Raw genomic sequence first — 13,491 nt, 5'->3', positions numbered from 1 at the left:
ACCCGGCCCGATCGGAGAAATGATCAGCCGAACATCTCGTCGAGGAAGCCCTTGTTCTTCTTCCGACGGTAGTGGCCGTGGTAGCCGTGGTGCTGCTGCCCGTGGCCGCCGTACGCGGGGGCAGGGGCCGGGTAGCCGGGGGCATGGGACGGATAGCCCTGGACCGGCGGGGCCGGAGGGTAGCCGGGCTGGTGCTGCGGCGGCGGGGGCGGGGGGTACCCGCCCGGAGCGGGGGCGGCCGGCTGTCCCGGGACAGCCCCGGAGTTACGGCTGTTCCAGTTCGCCTCCGCCTCGAAGAGTTTTTCGAGTTCACCACGGTCGAGGAAGATCCCCCGACATTCACCGCACTGGTCGATGACGACACCGCTGCGCTCGTACTGGCGCATCTCGCCGCGACACTTAGGACAGGTCAGCATGGTCTGACGGTACCTGCCTATGTCACGACCGTGTCGTCAGCGCGGCGGTCACCTCGTCGTCGTCGACCTCGTGGAAGTCGTCGTAGTACGCGCCGACAGCGCCGAAACCGGCGGGGACCAGGGGACACACCACCTCGTCGGCAGCAGCGGCGAGGAGGTCGTACGCCTCGGCGGAGCCGACCGGCACGGCGAGCACCACCCGGTTCGCGCCCAACCGGCGGGACACCTCCACTGCGGCGCGGGCGGTGGCCCCGGTGGCCAGCCCGTCGTCGACGACGACCGCGGTACGCCCGGTCAGGTCCAGCGGTGCCCGGCCGGCCCGGTACCGGCGTTCCCGTCGGTCGAGTTCGGCCTGTTCGCGGCGGCGTACCTCGGCGATGTCGGCGGGGTCGATCCGTTCCGCGACCGCCTCGTTGAGCACCTCGACCCCGCCGGGGCCGAGCGCGCCGAAGGCCACCTCGGGGGCGCTCGGGTGGCCGAGTTTGCGGACCACGAGGACGTCCAGTGGGGCACCGAGGGAGTCGGCGACCACCCGGGCCACCGGTACACCGCCCCGGACCAGCCCGAGTACGACGACGTCCGGCCGCCCGGCCAGCCGGGAGAGGTCCTCGGCGAGAGTGGCGCCGGCCTCGGCCCGGTCACTGTAGTTCTTCACGTTCTCAGGTCTACGCTCTCGCGCCGGTCCGCGCCGACGTCTCGGGAAACTGGGGTCGTCGACACCGCCGCCGCCCAGGCCAGCAGGGCGAGCGGGTAGAGCAGGTATCCGAACCGGGTCGAGGGCATCAACGCGATCGCGGCGAGCAGCCCGTACCCGCAGAAGAGGGCGCTGGTGGCGGCGGTGCGGGGCGGGTGGCGCACGAGTCGGACGGCGATGGCCAGCCCGGCCGCCACCAGTAGCGTGGCGGCGACCGCCCGCCCGGCGGGCAGGGCGTCGGCGATGAGGTAGCCGGGGAACGGGGACTGGGCGGGGCTGGTGACAAGGCCCTGCCCGAGGGGGAACCGCAGCACGTTCTCGGTCAGGGCGTCCCGGTCGACGAGCAGGACGGGCAGCAGGGCGAGCACCGGGAGTCCGAGCGCCCCGACGGCGACCCGGAGTCCGACCCGTCGGGTGGCCCCCCAGAAGATCAGGACGAGGGCGATCGGCAGGGCGAGGAGTTTCAGCGCCCCGGCCACGCCCACCGCGACACCCGCCAGGCCGGGGCGGTCGGTGGCGGCGAGGGCGAGGGCGAGCAGGCAGAGCGCGAGTACGGGCAGGTCGTCGCCGCCGGTGGCGAGGGTGAGCGCGCAGACCGGCAGGACGGTCGCCATCTGGACGGCGCGCAGCAGCAGGCGGTTGCGGTGCGGGGTGATCCCGTGCGGCGGGTCGATGCGGCGCAACGTCTGGACGGCGAGGGCGAGCAGGAGGAGCGTGGCCACCGCGAACCAGACCCGGGCGTCGGTCCACCAGGCGTCGTGGGCGGCCCGGGGCAGACCGAACAGGGCCATCCCCGGTTGGTACGGGGTGTAGCCGAGAAGCCGTTCGTCGGCGGGGAGGGCGGCGATGGCGTCCCGGGCCAGGTAGGGGGTGCCGTCCTCGACGAGCCGTCGGCCGGACTCCTCGATGACCAGGACCTCCTCCTGTGCCCGGTCGGTGCGTCCGGCGGCCCGTTGGGCGCTCTGCAGTCCCACCGGCACCAGGGCGACCACGGTGAAGGTCCCGGCGGTCACCGCCCACCGGGCGGCGGTGCCGGTCACTGGCGAGTCCGGGTGGCGACGGCGCACGAGGAGTTGACCGATGACGACGAGCGCGGCGACGAGGTAGCCGACGGCGGCCACGGTGCCCCAGCCACGGTGTGGCGGCAGGGTGGAGACGAGCGCGGTGACCGCTGCGAACACCGTCGATCCGGCGTAGAGGGCGAGGTCGAGGGGGAGACCGCCGGCGGCCCGGTCCAGGATCTGCCAACGGCTGCCCGACTCCCGGTCGGCGGCGACGATCACGCCGCCAGTCTGGCAGTGCGGTGCCCTCAGGCGGGCAGGTGGGGGTGACGGTCGGGGCGGGCCCGGCCGGGCTGGCGGCGACCGCCGGGCAGCCGGATGACCGCCCCGGAGTCGTGCAGTGGGGGCGCGAGGCTGCCGGGTCGCCCACCGGAGCCCCGGCGGAACGTGGCCAGGAGGGCGCTGGAGGACATCGGCCGGGCGAAGAGGTGGCCCTGGCCGGCGGTGCAGCCCAGCTCCCAGAGGGCACGTCGTTGCGGCTCGTTCTCGACCCCCTCGGCGACGACCGTGAGGTCGAGGCTGCGGCCCAGGTCCAGTGTGGAGCGGATGACGGCGGCTGCCTCGGCGGAGGTGTCCATCGCGGTGACGAAGCTGCGGTCGATCTTCAGTTCGTGTACGGGGACGCGGGACAGCAGGGACAGCGACGAGTAGCCGGTGCCGAAGTCGTCGAGGGCGAGTTGGATGCCGGCGTCGCGCAGTCGACCGAGCACCTGGTCGACGACGTCGAGTTGGCTGAGGGTGAGGGTCTCGGTCAGTTCCAGGATCAGCCGGTCGGGGGGCAGGTCGTGGGCGCGGAGTCGGGTCAGCACCGATCGGGGGAACTGCGGGTCGAGCAGGCTGCGGGGGGAGACGTTGACGGCGACCGGCAGGTCGAATCCGGCCTCGCGCCAGGCGGTGACGGCCAGCAGAGCCTGGTCGAGGATGGCGTCGGCGAAGGCGGGGAGCAGACCGGAGCGTTCCACCGCCTCCAGGAACCGCATCGGGTCGATCATCCCGTGGGTGGGGTGGTGCCACCGGGCCAGTGCCTCCGCGCCGATCGCCTCTCCGGTGGCCAGGTCGACGATCGGCTGGAAGTTGACTGTGAACTCCTGGTCGGCGACCGCGCGGGGCAGTTCGCCGCCGAGGGTCAGCCGGGCGAGGTCGGCGGTGTCGCTGGTCGTGGCGTACGTGCAGAGCCGCTGGCCGGAGCGTTTGGCCTGGTACATGGCGACGTCGGCGCGGCGCAGGAGTTCGGGCATCCCGCCGTCGGGACCGGGTACCGCGATGCCCCCGCTGGCCTCGACGCTGATCCGCATCCCGTCCACGTCGACGGGTTCGTCGAGCGCGCCGAGCAGCCGTTCGGCGCGGTGGGCGGCGACGGCCGGGGCGGGCAGGCCGCGCAACAGGACGGCGAACTCGTCGCCGCCGAGCCGGGCCACCAGGTCGTCGGGGCGGGCGGCGTGGCGCAACCGGTCGGCGACCTGGGCGAGGACCCGGTCTCCGGCGGTGTGTCCGAGGGTGTCGTTGACCTCCTTGAAGTGGTTGAGGTCGATCAGCACCAGGGCGGTGACCCCGTCGGCGTGTCGGGTGCTGAGTTGTCGGGTGCCCTGTTCCAGGAGGTGCCGTCGGTTGGCCAGGCCGGTCAGCGCGTCGTGGCTGGCGGCGTGGGCGTGCTCCTCGGAGACCCGGGCCAGCTCGGCGTACGCCTGGGCGTTGCGGACCGCGGTGCAGAGCGCCGAGGCGAAGGTACGCAGGGTGTACTGCTCGCGTTCGGAGAGGCGTACCGGCCCGTGGAACCCGAGTCGCAGGGCGCCCACGTCGTCGGTGCCGTCGTGTCCTTCGAGGGCGATCGGGACGACGGTGCCGGTGGTGGCGGCGGTGTCGTCGTGGGGGCCGTCGTAGGTGATGCCGGCGTTGGTGCCGCGTACGGTCCGGTCGACGGTGGGGAGTGCGATCTCGACCTCGTCGGCGGAGAAGAGTTCGGCGGCCTGGACGACGGCTGTGGTCAGGACCCGGTCGAGGTCGACGACGTTGAGTGCGTCGGTGGTCCGGGCGAGCCGCTGCCAGGTCTGCTGCTCGGTCCGGGCCCGGACCCGGGCGGAGTAGGCCAGGTGCAGGCTGAGCACCAGGGGCGGTACGGCGAGCAGCAGCCGTGGGTCGGCCCGCAGGATCAGCAGTGTGCAGACCGCCACCACGAACCGGGCGGCGAAGCCGGCGAGCCGGAGGTCCAGGTTGGTGCGGAACTGGCGGGGGATCTTGTTCCCGCTGGCCAGGGCGATGGCCGGGATCGCGAGGACGTCGTCGATGACGGCGGCGACGAGGTAGGCCACCGCCAGCGGTGCCACCATGTCGAAGGCCTGTTCAGGGGGCCAGCGCCAGTCCAGGGCGGTCAGGGTGATGACCGCGCCGAGCGCCACCAGGACGTTCTTGCCGACGCCGAAGGCCAGTTTGATCCGGGGCAGCCTGTGGAAGGCGATGGCGATGCCCACGGCGGTGCAGAGCACCACCCAGGGGCCGGGGGCGATGGCCGCCCCGACGATGATCGCGGTCTCGTTCCAGCTGATCGACTGGTTGGTGGAGCGGATCCGGATCCGGATGGTGACCCGGGTGCCCACGGCGATCAGGAAGGCCAGCATCACGACTGTCGCGCCGTCGGTGGCCGAGGTGGGGAAGGGCGAGGTCACGGCGAGGTGGAGCGCCCCGCCGACGACGGCGGTGGCGAGAACGACGACGAGACCGACGAGCAGCCGTAGCCGCCTGTCGGTCTCGTGTGCTCGTCGCTGGGAAAGTGTCACACCACTCCCCGGGCATCACGTCGTGATGCGTGCAGTCTAGTCGTTGCGCCGTCGCTTCAGTCGATTCAGGTCCAGTCGGTACCACGCACGGTTCCGCTCCCTTCATGCCCCAGCATCGATTCGAGGTGTTCCGAAGAAAGAGGGCGCCTCTGTCTGGTGGCAAGATTAGGGGAACTTTCACCCGGTTAGAAGGAATAAATGTCGTTATGGGCAACATAAGCCAAGTCGGGCCGTATTTGTCACGTTCTGTCCAGGGCGGAGAACGGAGCGCGGTGGAGGATTTCGCTGCGCGACCGTACGGTGGCTGGACGTCCGACTCTCATTGCCTGTCGGCGACGTACTGAACCGCATTCTTGCCGGTGACTTCAACCCGTCTCGAACCGGCATCCAAAAACCGCCTTCCACCTGCGGAAACATCCCCTGATCAGGGGTGATGGCAGCGATTCCCGGCGGCCGACGTGACGGAAGAATGGCGATGATCGCGCAAGGTGATCAGTCGTGGACGCTACCGTCGAAGCGTTGAATACGGCCGGTTCGGCTCGTGGAACTCATCGTCGTGAGTGATTGGCCGACTGCGGTACGACGCAATGCGGTGACGTCGGGGAGTGTTCACGCAACGGGTCGTGTCGACGCATCGAACCCCGATCACCGACCATCGCCATTGGCGAACCGGTGGTGACTATTGGTGCCCGTGTTCATCGTCCGTGACGGACGGGTCGCACAGGTGTGTGCGTACCGAGGGACTAGGCTTGCCGACCGTGACCGAACCCACGCAGCTCACCCACGTCGATGCGGCGGGCGCGGCCCACATGGTCGACGTCTCCGCCAAGCCGGTCTCCGGCCGGACCGCCGTCGCCGCCGGCCGGCTGCGGACCACCCCCGAGGTGATCGACCTGCTCCGGCGGGACGGGCTACCCAAGGGCGACGCGCTCGCCGTCGGCCGGATCGCCGGCATCATGGGGGCCAAGCGCACCCCCGACCTGATCCCGCTCTGCCACCCGATCGCCCTGCACAAGGTGACTGTCGACCTGCAGCTCACCCCGGACACCGTGGAGATCACCGCCACCGCCCGGACCGCGGACCGGACCGGGGTGGAGATGGAGGCGCTGACCGCCGTGGCGGTCGCCGGACTCACCCTCGTCGACATGGTCAAGGCCGTCGACCCGGCGGCGTCGGTCGACGCGGTACGGGTGCTCAGCAAGTCGGGCGGCAAGACCGGCGAGTGGCACCGCCCGGCGGACCGGCAGTGACAGTGGAGGACTCGGGTACGGCGCCGAACCCCATCCACGCCCGGGTGGTGGTCGCCTCCGACCGGGCGGCGGCCGGGGTGTACGTCGACACCAGCGGGCCACTGCTCGTGGACGGTCTGCGTCGGCTCGGCTGTGCGGTCGACCGGCCGGTCGTGGTGCCCGACGGCGAACCCGTCGGCGTCGCCCTGCGGGCGGCCCTCGCCGACGGGGTGCAGGTGGTCCTGACCAGCGGCGGCACCGGAGTGACCCCGACCGACCGGACCCCCGAGGTGACCCGGGCCCTGCTCGACTACGAGATCCCGGGCATCGCCGAGGCGATCCGGGCGTACAGCCGGGAGCGGGTGCCGACGTCGGCGCTGTCCCGGGGGCTCGCCGGGGTGGTCGGCCGGATGCTCGTGGTGAACCTGCCCGGCTCGACCGGTGGGGCCCGTGACGGCCTGGCGGTCCTCGCCCCGATCCTCGCCCACACGGTGCAGCAGCTCGCCGGAGGCGACCACTGAACCGTTCCCGCGGCTAGGCTCGGGGGTCCGGCCCCGGCCCATCCGTACCCCCGAGAGGCGGTCCAGTGAGCACCCAACCCCCTTCGGCCCCGGTCGCCGAGCCGCCGCCGGCCGGCTGGGAGGAGGCCCGCTCCCGGGTGTACGCCGTGGGGCTGGCCGCCGCGCTGCCGTCGACCCCCCGGCCGCTGGCCGAGGCGGACGGACACACCCTCGCCGAACCGCTGACCACCCGGACCGACCTGCCGGCCTTCCCCACCTCCAGCGTGGACGGGTGGGCGGTCCGGGGCGGACAGCCGTGGCGGGTCGTCGGACGGGTGCTCGCCGGCAGCACCCCGGCCCCGCTCACCAGCGACGGCACCACGGTGGAGATCGCCACCGGGGCGATGGTGCCGGAGGGCACCACGGCGATCGTCCGGATCGAGCACTCCGCCCGGGACCCGGAGGGGCTGGTGACAGGTGTTCCCCGCCCCCGACCGGAGTGGCGGCTGCCCGGCGAGGAGGCCCGGGCCGGGGAGGAGCTGGTCGCTTCGGGCACGCCGGTGGACCCGGCACTGATCGGGCTGGCCGCCTCCTGCGGGCAGGACACCCTCCAGGTGCGCCGCCCACCCCGGGCCGCGCTGCTGGTCTTCGGCGACGAACTGCTCACCTCCGGACCACCCGCCGACGGCCGGGTACGGGACTCCCTCGGCCCGTCCGTGCCGTCCTGGCTGCGCCGGTACGGATGTCAGGTGCGCGCCGCCGACGTGGTCGGCCCGGTCGCCGACACGTTGCCCGCGCACGTGGCGGCACTGCGGTCCGCGCTCGGCACCGCCGACCTGGTCTGCACCACCGGGGGCACCATGCACGGGCCTGTCGACCACCTGCATCCGGCGCTGGAGGCGCTCGGCGCGGACCACGTCGTGAACACCGTCGCCGTCCGCCCCGGGTTCCCGATGCTGCTGGCCCGGGTGACCTCCGACGACGGGCGGGTCCGCTTCGTCGCCGGTCTGCCGGGCAACCCGCAGTCCGCAGTGGTCGCCCTCGTCTCGCTCGTCGCGCCGCTGCTGGCCGGACTCCAGGGGCGTCAGCTGCCGGTGCTGCCGCAGGTCACCCTCGCCGAGCCGGTCCCCGGCCGGGGCGACTACACCCATCTGGCGCTGGTCCGGCTGGACCGGGCGACCGGGACTGCGTACCCGGTCCGGCACGTCGGCTCGGCGATGCTGCGCGGGCTGGCCGGGGCGGACGGGTTCGCGGTGATCCCGCCGGGCACCTCCGGGGCGGTCGGCGACCGGGTCCGGGTCGTACCGCTGCCCTTGCTGCCTGGGGAACGGACGTGGTGACAGCGTTCGGCACCGTGACCACCGAGCCTCTCGACCTGGCCGCACACGAGGCCGCGGTGGCCGACCGGCGGGCCGGGGCGGTGGTCTCCTTCCAGGGGGTGGTCCGCGACCACGACCACGGCCGGGCGGTGTCGACACTCGAATACGAGGGACACCCCGACGCCGCCGAGGTGCTCCGCGAGGTGGCCGCCGAGATCGGCGCGGACCCCGACGTCTACGCGGTGGCGGTGTCGCACCGCATCGGCCCACTGGCCGTCGGGGACGTGGCACTGGTCGCGGCGGTCAGCACCGCCCACCGGGCCGCCGCCTTCGCCGCCTGCGCGCGGCTGGTCGACGAGGTCAAGGCCCGGTTGCCGATCTGGAAGCGGCAGGTGTTCGCCGACGGCACCGAGGAGTGGGTCAACTGCCCCTGACCGTCGGCGGCGGGTCAGGAGCGGGTGACCACCGGTCGGTGGGTACGGCGTCCGGCCTGGTGCCCGGCGCGGTCCGGGTAGAAGGCCGGCTCGGCCCCCGGCCGCCACGGCAGCGCGGCCACCAGCACGATCAGGGCCAGCGCCAGGGAGTTCTCCATGAGGACGCCGAACAGCCCGTGGTGGTAGTGGGACACCTCGGGGAGTTGGTGCTCGTACGGCCAGATCGGGGAGACCAGGAAGAGCAGGTAGAGCCCGAGGGCTGCGACGCCGTGCCGTAGACCGGTCAGGGTCGGGTACCAGATCGGCGGGCGGAGCCCGGCCACCCCCGGCGGACCGCCGTCGGGCAGTCCGTTCGTCACCCGTGGGGGCAGGCCCCGGCTGGCGTCGCGGCGACGCAGCGCGCCGTCGGCCAGGATGATGATCGCCGGGATCACCCAGACCAGGTGGTGGGTCCAGGAGATCGGGCTGATCACGTTGGCGGTCAGCCCGACCAGGGTGAAGGCGGTCAGTTCGTCGCCGTCGGCGCGGGCGGTGGCCGCCCGGGACAGCCCGACGGCGAGCAGGAGGACCGAGAAGGCCAGCCAGAGCAGCCCGGGACTGTCGATCGAGTCGTAGAGCCGGGCCAGCAGCCCGGCCAGGGACTGGTTCGGCGTCATGTCCGCCGCGCCGACCCGCTCGGTCTGCCAGAGGACCCCGCCGAAGTAGGCGCGGGACTCCGCGCCGACGACGGCGAAGGAAGCGAAGGTCACCCCGATTGTGGTGCCGATGGCGGTGGCCGCCACCCGCCACTGCCGGGTGATGACCAGATAGACGATGAAGAGGGCGGGGGTCAGCTTGATCGCGGTGGCCAGGCCGATACCGACACCCGCCCAGGCGCCGCTGAACACGAACCGGTGCAGCGGCCCGGCGGTCGGGTCGTACCGGGTGCCGCGTCGGGACCGCCAGCGCAGACCCACCAGGTCGCCCATGACCAGCGCGAACAGCAGCAGGTTGACCTGTCCGTAGCCGAGGGTCTCGCGGGCGGGTTCCAGGGCCAGCGCCAGGGCGGTGGCGATGCCCACGGTGAACCAGAGCGGCCAGGCCAGCCGGTCGATGATCGGACGCAGCAGCGCGGCCAGGACCACGGCCAGGGCGGCGATGCTGGCCACCGCGTTGAGCAGCCCGGCCACCCCCACGGAGAGGTAGGCCATCGGCAGCATCAGCAGACCGGCGAAGGGCGGGTAGGTGAAGCCCAACGTGGTACCGGGCGAGATGAACTCGTACAGCTCACGACCGCTGGCCCACCACACCACTGCACCGTGGTAGATCCGCATGTCGAAGAAGTTGTAGGGCCGCCCGAAGAGCCCGACGGCCAGCCACGCGGCGTACGCCACGGCGGCCACCACACCGAGGCGGACAACAGTCCGTCGGTCGATCCGTCGGATCAGCCGCTGGACTTGGGCGAAGCGGCCCGCCCGTCTCCCGACGGTCGCCGGCATGGCGTGGCCACCCCCGTACCAAAATCTCGTTGTCCGTCCAGGTCCGGTACGGAGCCTAGAACGGTGCCGCACGTCTTTGCCTCCCGCGTTATATGACCGTGTCCGATCCCACACCTGTTTGCGACGTTTCTTGCACGTTAACGCCTTGGAGATGGTTCAGGTGATTGGTGGAACTTCTGGGGGATGCGGCCGGGGAGGGGTCACCGACGTGCAGGTCAGAGGGGGTGGCCGGGTGGGCTCGTGGTCCGGTCCGAGGCCGGGGGTCAGCCCGGGATTCGGCGTGCCGTGGCCGCCGAGCGGACAGCGATCCGGGCTTCCCGCCGGGCGGTACGGACGGCCCGCTGCACCGACCGACGTGAGTGCCCGATCCGGTGACCGGCCCGCCACCGCAGCCCCGGACGGCCCTCGGTGTCCGCCGCCGCCAGCAGCAGCCCACCGAGCAGCCCGAGGTTCTTCAGGAAGTGGACCTGGTTGCTGGTGCGGGTGGCCGGGTCGTCGTTGCTCCAGAAGGGATGACCGGCCGCTGTGGTCGGCAGGAGGGTCCCGGCGAGCAGGAGCGCCGCCGGACGGGAGAACCGGCCGGTCGCCAACATCAGACCGGCACCGAGTTGGACCGCCGAGTTGATCCGGACCAGGGACTCGGTGTCGGTGGGGACACCGGGCACCGTGTTCTCGATCAACGGGGCGATCCGGTCGGTCACCGGCTTCGCTGTCGACGCGAGCTGCCCCGGGTTCTGCAGGCCACGGGCACCGCTGACCACGAAGATGCCGCTCAACATGACTCGGGCGAGGGAGCGCACGGGTTTCATGGACCAGTCATACCCCGTCGGGGCGTCGGCTATCCCGGCAACCGCCGATTGCGGACCCGTACCCCAGTGGTGTCGGTCCGGTCGGAACCCCGCCGCGCCACGCCGCGCCGATCGTCAACGATGGATCGCTCAGGGAGTAACCTCGCGGCGTGACCAGCCTGCGGCTCCGACCGGAGGGTCCGGCCGACGCCGGCCCGGTCCGGCGGGTACTGGCCGCCGCGTTCGCCCGTCCCGACGTGACCGTCCCACCCGAGGTGCGACTCGTCGACGAGCTACGCGGCGGCGAATCCTGGATCCCCGAACTGGCGATGGTCGTCGAGTACGGCGGTGAGGTGGTCGGCTACGCCCTGCTCAGCAGGGTCCGGGTCCGTACCGGTCACCGCTTCGTCCCGGCGCTGGCCCTCGGACCGGTCGCGGTGGCACCCCACAGGCAACGGACCGGACACGGTACGGCGGTGGTGCAGGCCGCCCTGGACGGCGCCACCGAGCTGGGCGAACGACTCGTGGTGGTGCTCGGTGCCCCCGCCTTCTACCGGCGCTTCGGTTTCGAGTCGGCCGACCGGGCCGGCCTGACCGGCCCCTGGTCCGGGCTGGGGGAGCCGTGGCAGGCGCTGACCCTGCCCCCGTCGGTCAGCGGTGAGCAGCCGCCGCCACAGGGCGAGGTCCTCTATCCCGCCCCCTGGGCCAAGGTCTGACCCCGGCCTCCGGGGGCGGCGTGGGCCGGGCTTCCGGGGCGGCGCGGCCCGGTGGAGGGGTCAGGCCGGTTGGGTGCGCAGGTAGCGGCCGAAGTGCGGGACGGTGAAGGCGACGGTGCCGCGCTCACCCGAGTAGATCAGCCCCTTCTTGATCAGGGCGTCCCGGGCCGGTGACAGGCTGGCCGGTCTGCGCCCCAGGGACCTGGCGATCTCGGCGGTGGGCACCGCCGCGTCCATGTCGTCCCGGACGCCGTCCGCGCCCTCCACCACCCCGGAGAGGGTGGCCATCGCCCGCATGTACTCCCGTTCCGCCGGGGTGGCCCGCTCGAACCGGGAACCGAAGAACCCGACAGCCAACTCCGCCTCCGCCTCCGGGGCGGCCACCCGGACGTCGGCGTCGGTGATCGGGGAGCGCGGCGCGTGGTCCCAGGTCGCCTTCCCGTACGCCTGGACGAAGTACGGGTACCCGCCGGAGAACTCGTAGAGCAGGTCGAGGGCCTTCTGCTCGTACTCGACCTGCTCCCGGTCGGCGGGGGCGCAGAGTGCCTGGTCGGCGGCGAGCCGGTCCAACCTGTCGATCCGCTGGTACCGGAACAGCCGCTCGGAGTACGACTTCGCTGCGCTGAGCACCGCCGGGAGGTGGGGCAGACCGGCCCCGACCACGATCAGCGGCGCACCGAGCTGGGACAGCTCGTGACAGGCCGCGCAGAGCGCCGAGACGTCCTCCGCCCCCAGATCCTGCATCTCGTCGATGAAGACGGCGATCCCGGTACCGACGTCACCGGCGACCGCCGCCGCGTCGGTGAGGAGTTCGACGAGGTCGATCTCGATGTCCCCGGAGTCGCCCCGCCCGCTGCTTGCCGGTACGTCGATGCCGGGCTGCCACCGGTCCCGCACCTTCGGCGGGGTGCCGCCCCGGCCGGTCGGGGCGGCCCGTTGGGCGAAGGCCTTCAGGACACCGAGGAAGGCGTCGATGCGCTCCGGCGCCCGGTGCCGGGGTGCCAACTCGCGGACCGCCATGTGCAGGGCGGCGGCGATCGGTCGGCGCAACGACTGGTCGGGCCGGGCCTCGATCTTGCCGCTGCCCCAGAGTCGTCCGATCGCCTGCGACCGTAGCGTGTTGAGCAGCACCGTCTTGCCGACGCCACGCAACCCGGTGAGCATCAGACTGCGTTCCGGTCGCCCCCTGGCGATCCGTTCCAGGACGACGTCGAACACGTCCAACTCACGCCCACGCCCGGCCAGCTCGGGCGGACGCTGCCCCGCCCCGGGGGCGTACGGGTTGCGGACCGGATCCACGACTCGCACAGTATCGGCCCGTCTAGCTGCGACGATAGATTCCCGTAGAGGTGGGTACGGCGTGTCGGGGCGGGCGACGTCTCGACAGGTGTCTAGGGGTTTCTAGCCCTCGTCGAAGACCCGCCTAGATTCGGCTACCGATCCCGGCGCGGTCAGCGGAGCTTGAGGCAGAGGACGAAGTCCAGGGTGTCCAGGTCGCTGTCGTAGAAGTACCAGTTGGTGTACCCCTCGACCCCGGCGCACTTGGCCTCGGCGTCCCGCCCGCCGCTGGTCGCCTCGTCGAACCGGCGCAACACCTCGTACGTCTTCGGGGCGCACTCGGTGATCAGCAGCTTCGGCTGCCCGTCGACCATGCCGTCGTTGCGGACACACTGCCCCACCTCAGCGAACCGGGGGTCGGCCGACGACTCCGGGGCGGCACCCGGGGAGGGGGTGCCCGGATCGGGCAGGTCCGCCCCGGCGGCCGGCGGTTGGGTGGCGTCGGCGACCGGCTCCTCGGCCGACCGTTTCAGCAGGAAGACAGCGCCGCCACCGGCGAGTGCGACGACGGTGAAGGCCACCGCGATCGCGAGCAGTCGGATCCGCCACTGTCGACGGGGTGGGGGTTCCGGGTCGACGCCGGGTCCTTCGAGCGGAAACGGCAGCACCGAGTACGCCGACCCGCCCGCCGGTGGCCGCTCGTCGGTGGGGGCGTACCCCCGGTAGGGGGCTTGGTCGTGGTCGGACCGAGCGTCGGGGTCGTGGTCGGACCACGCGTCGGGACTGCCGCTACCCGGTGGCCTG

General features: G+C 72.5%; 13 protein-coding genes. 5 read left to right on the top strand and 8 right to left on the bottom strand.

From position 1 onward, the window contains the following. Window positions 1-23 precede the first annotated feature (23 nt). The 4 genes from ABT336_RS06045 to ABT336_RS06030 are packed head-to-tail and all read right to left on the bottom strand — an operon-like array spanning window position 24 to window position 4,945. On the bottom strand, window positions 24-416 hold the full coding sequence (locus tag ABT336_RS06045; RefSeq protein WP_350895398.1) for a TFIIB-type zinc ribbon-containing protein: 393 nt from the start codon (window positions 414-416) through the stop codon (window positions 24-26). 22 nt (window positions 417-438) lie between these two features. Then, window positions 439-1,071 carry a phosphoribosyltransferase gene (locus ABT336_RS06040; RefSeq protein WP_350895397.1) on the bottom strand — a complete coding sequence of 211 codons (633 nt, stop codon included), beginning with the start codon at window positions 1,069-1,071 and terminating at the stop codon, window positions 439-441. After that, on the bottom strand, window positions 1,068-2,390 hold the full coding sequence (locus tag ABT336_RS06035) for a glycosyltransferase 87 family protein (protein ID WP_350895413.1): 1,323 nt from the start codon (window positions 2,388-2,390) through the stop codon (window positions 1,068-1,070). The genes ABT336_RS06040 and ABT336_RS06035 overlap by 4 nt, the downstream gene beginning before the upstream one ends. A 29-nt stretch (window positions 2,391-2,419) precedes the next feature. Then, window positions 2,420-4,945, bottom strand: coding sequence for a putative bifunctional diguanylate cyclase/phosphodiesterase (locus tag ABT336_RS06030; RefSeq protein ID WP_350895396.1), 2,526 nt, complete (start codon window positions 4,943-4,945; stop codon window positions 2,420-2,422). A 758-nt stretch (window positions 4,946-5,703) separates the two neighbouring features. Here ABT336_RS06030 and moaC point away from each other — a divergent pair. The 4 genes from moaC (at window position 5,704) to ABT336_RS06010 (ending at window position 8,427) form a co-directional block, all read left to right on the top strand. Next, complete coding sequence (gene moaC, locus ABT336_RS06025; RefSeq protein ID WP_350895395.1) at window positions 5,704-6,195, top strand: cyclic pyranopterin monophosphate synthase MoaC; 492 nt, start codon at window positions 5,704-5,706, stop codon at window positions 6,193-6,195. Further along, complete coding sequence (locus tag ABT336_RS06020) at window positions 6,168-6,695, top strand: MogA/MoaB family molybdenum cofactor biosynthesis protein (protein ID WP_502891116.1); 528 nt, start codon at window positions 6,168-6,170, stop codon at window positions 6,693-6,695. Before moaC ends, ABT336_RS06020 begins: the two co-directional genes overlap by 28 nt. A gap of 65 nt (window positions 6,696-6,760) precedes the next feature. Then, window positions 6,761-8,014, top strand: a complete 1,254-nt coding sequence (locus ABT336_RS06015; RefSeq protein WP_350895394.1) for a molybdopterin molybdotransferase MoeA — start codon at window positions 6,761-6,763, stop codon at window positions 8,012-8,014. Beyond that, complete coding sequence (locus ABT336_RS06010) at window positions 8,008-8,427, top strand: molybdenum cofactor biosynthesis protein MoaE (protein ID WP_350895393.1); 420 nt, start codon at window positions 8,008-8,010, stop codon at window positions 8,425-8,427. The genes ABT336_RS06015 and ABT336_RS06010 overlap by 7 nt, the downstream gene beginning before the upstream one ends. Before the next feature lie 14 nt (window positions 8,428-8,441). On the opposite strand, the gene ABT336_RS06005 is transcribed toward ABT336_RS06010, so the two are convergent. Beyond that, window positions 8,442-9,905 carry a glycosyltransferase 87 family protein gene (locus tag ABT336_RS06005; protein ID WP_350895392.1) on the bottom strand — a complete coding sequence of 488 codons (1,464 nt, stop codon included), beginning with the start codon at window positions 9,903-9,905 and terminating at the stop codon, window positions 8,442-8,444. Window positions 9,906-10,168: 263 nt separating this feature from the next. Beyond that, window positions 10,169-10,714 (bottom strand): DoxX family membrane protein, encoded by a 546-nt coding sequence (locus ABT336_RS06000; RefSeq protein WP_350895391.1) that lies wholly within the window; start codon window positions 10,712-10,714, stop codon window positions 10,169-10,171. A gap of 149 nt (window positions 10,715-10,863) precedes the next feature. Here ABT336_RS06000 and ABT336_RS05995 point away from each other — a divergent pair, with 149 nt between their 5' ends. After that, window positions 10,864-11,409, top strand: coding sequence for a GNAT family N-acetyltransferase (locus ABT336_RS05995; RefSeq protein ID WP_350895390.1), 546 nt, complete (start codon window positions 10,864-10,866; stop codon window positions 11,407-11,409). Window positions 11,410-11,469: 60 nt separating this feature from the next. Here ABT336_RS05995 and ABT336_RS05990 read toward each other — a convergent pair whose 3' ends face one another. Together ABT336_RS05990 and ABT336_RS05985 are read right to left on the bottom strand one after the other, a co-directional pair. After that, window positions 11,470-12,708, bottom strand: a complete 1,239-nt coding sequence (locus ABT336_RS05990; protein ID WP_350895389.1) for an ATP-binding protein — start codon at window positions 12,706-12,708, stop codon at window positions 11,470-11,472. 152 nt (window positions 12,709-12,860) lie between these two features. Further along, entirely contained in the window at window positions 12,861-13,355 is a 495-nt protein-coding gene (locus ABT336_RS05985) for an LppU/SCO3897 family protein (RefSeq protein WP_350895411.1), read from the bottom strand. Window positions 13,356-13,491 lie beyond the last annotated feature (136 nt).

It is taken from the genome of Micromonospora sp. NPDC000207 (assembly GCF_040300925.1).
Lineage (GTDB): Bacteria > Actinomycetota > Actinomycetes > Mycobacteriales > Micromonosporaceae > Micromonospora.
The sequence above is the reverse complement of the archived record's forward strand: the minus strand, read 5'-3'. Positions and strand labels throughout refer to the sequence as shown.

Excerpts from the sequence above, each read along its gene's own strand:
- ABT336_RS06005 (WP_350895392.1), bottom strand. The coding sequence starts at position 9,905 with ATGCCGGCGACCGTCGGGAGACGGGCGGGCCGCTTCGCCCAAGTCCAG.
- ABT336_RS06000 (WP_350895391.1), bottom strand. The coding sequence starts at position 10,714 with ATGAAACCCGTGCGCTCCCTCGCCCGAGTCATGTTGAGCGGCATCTTC.
- ABT336_RS06045 (WP_350895398.1), bottom strand. The coding sequence starts at position 416 with ATGCTGACCTGTCCTAAGTGTCGCGGCGAGATGCGCCAGTACGAGCGC.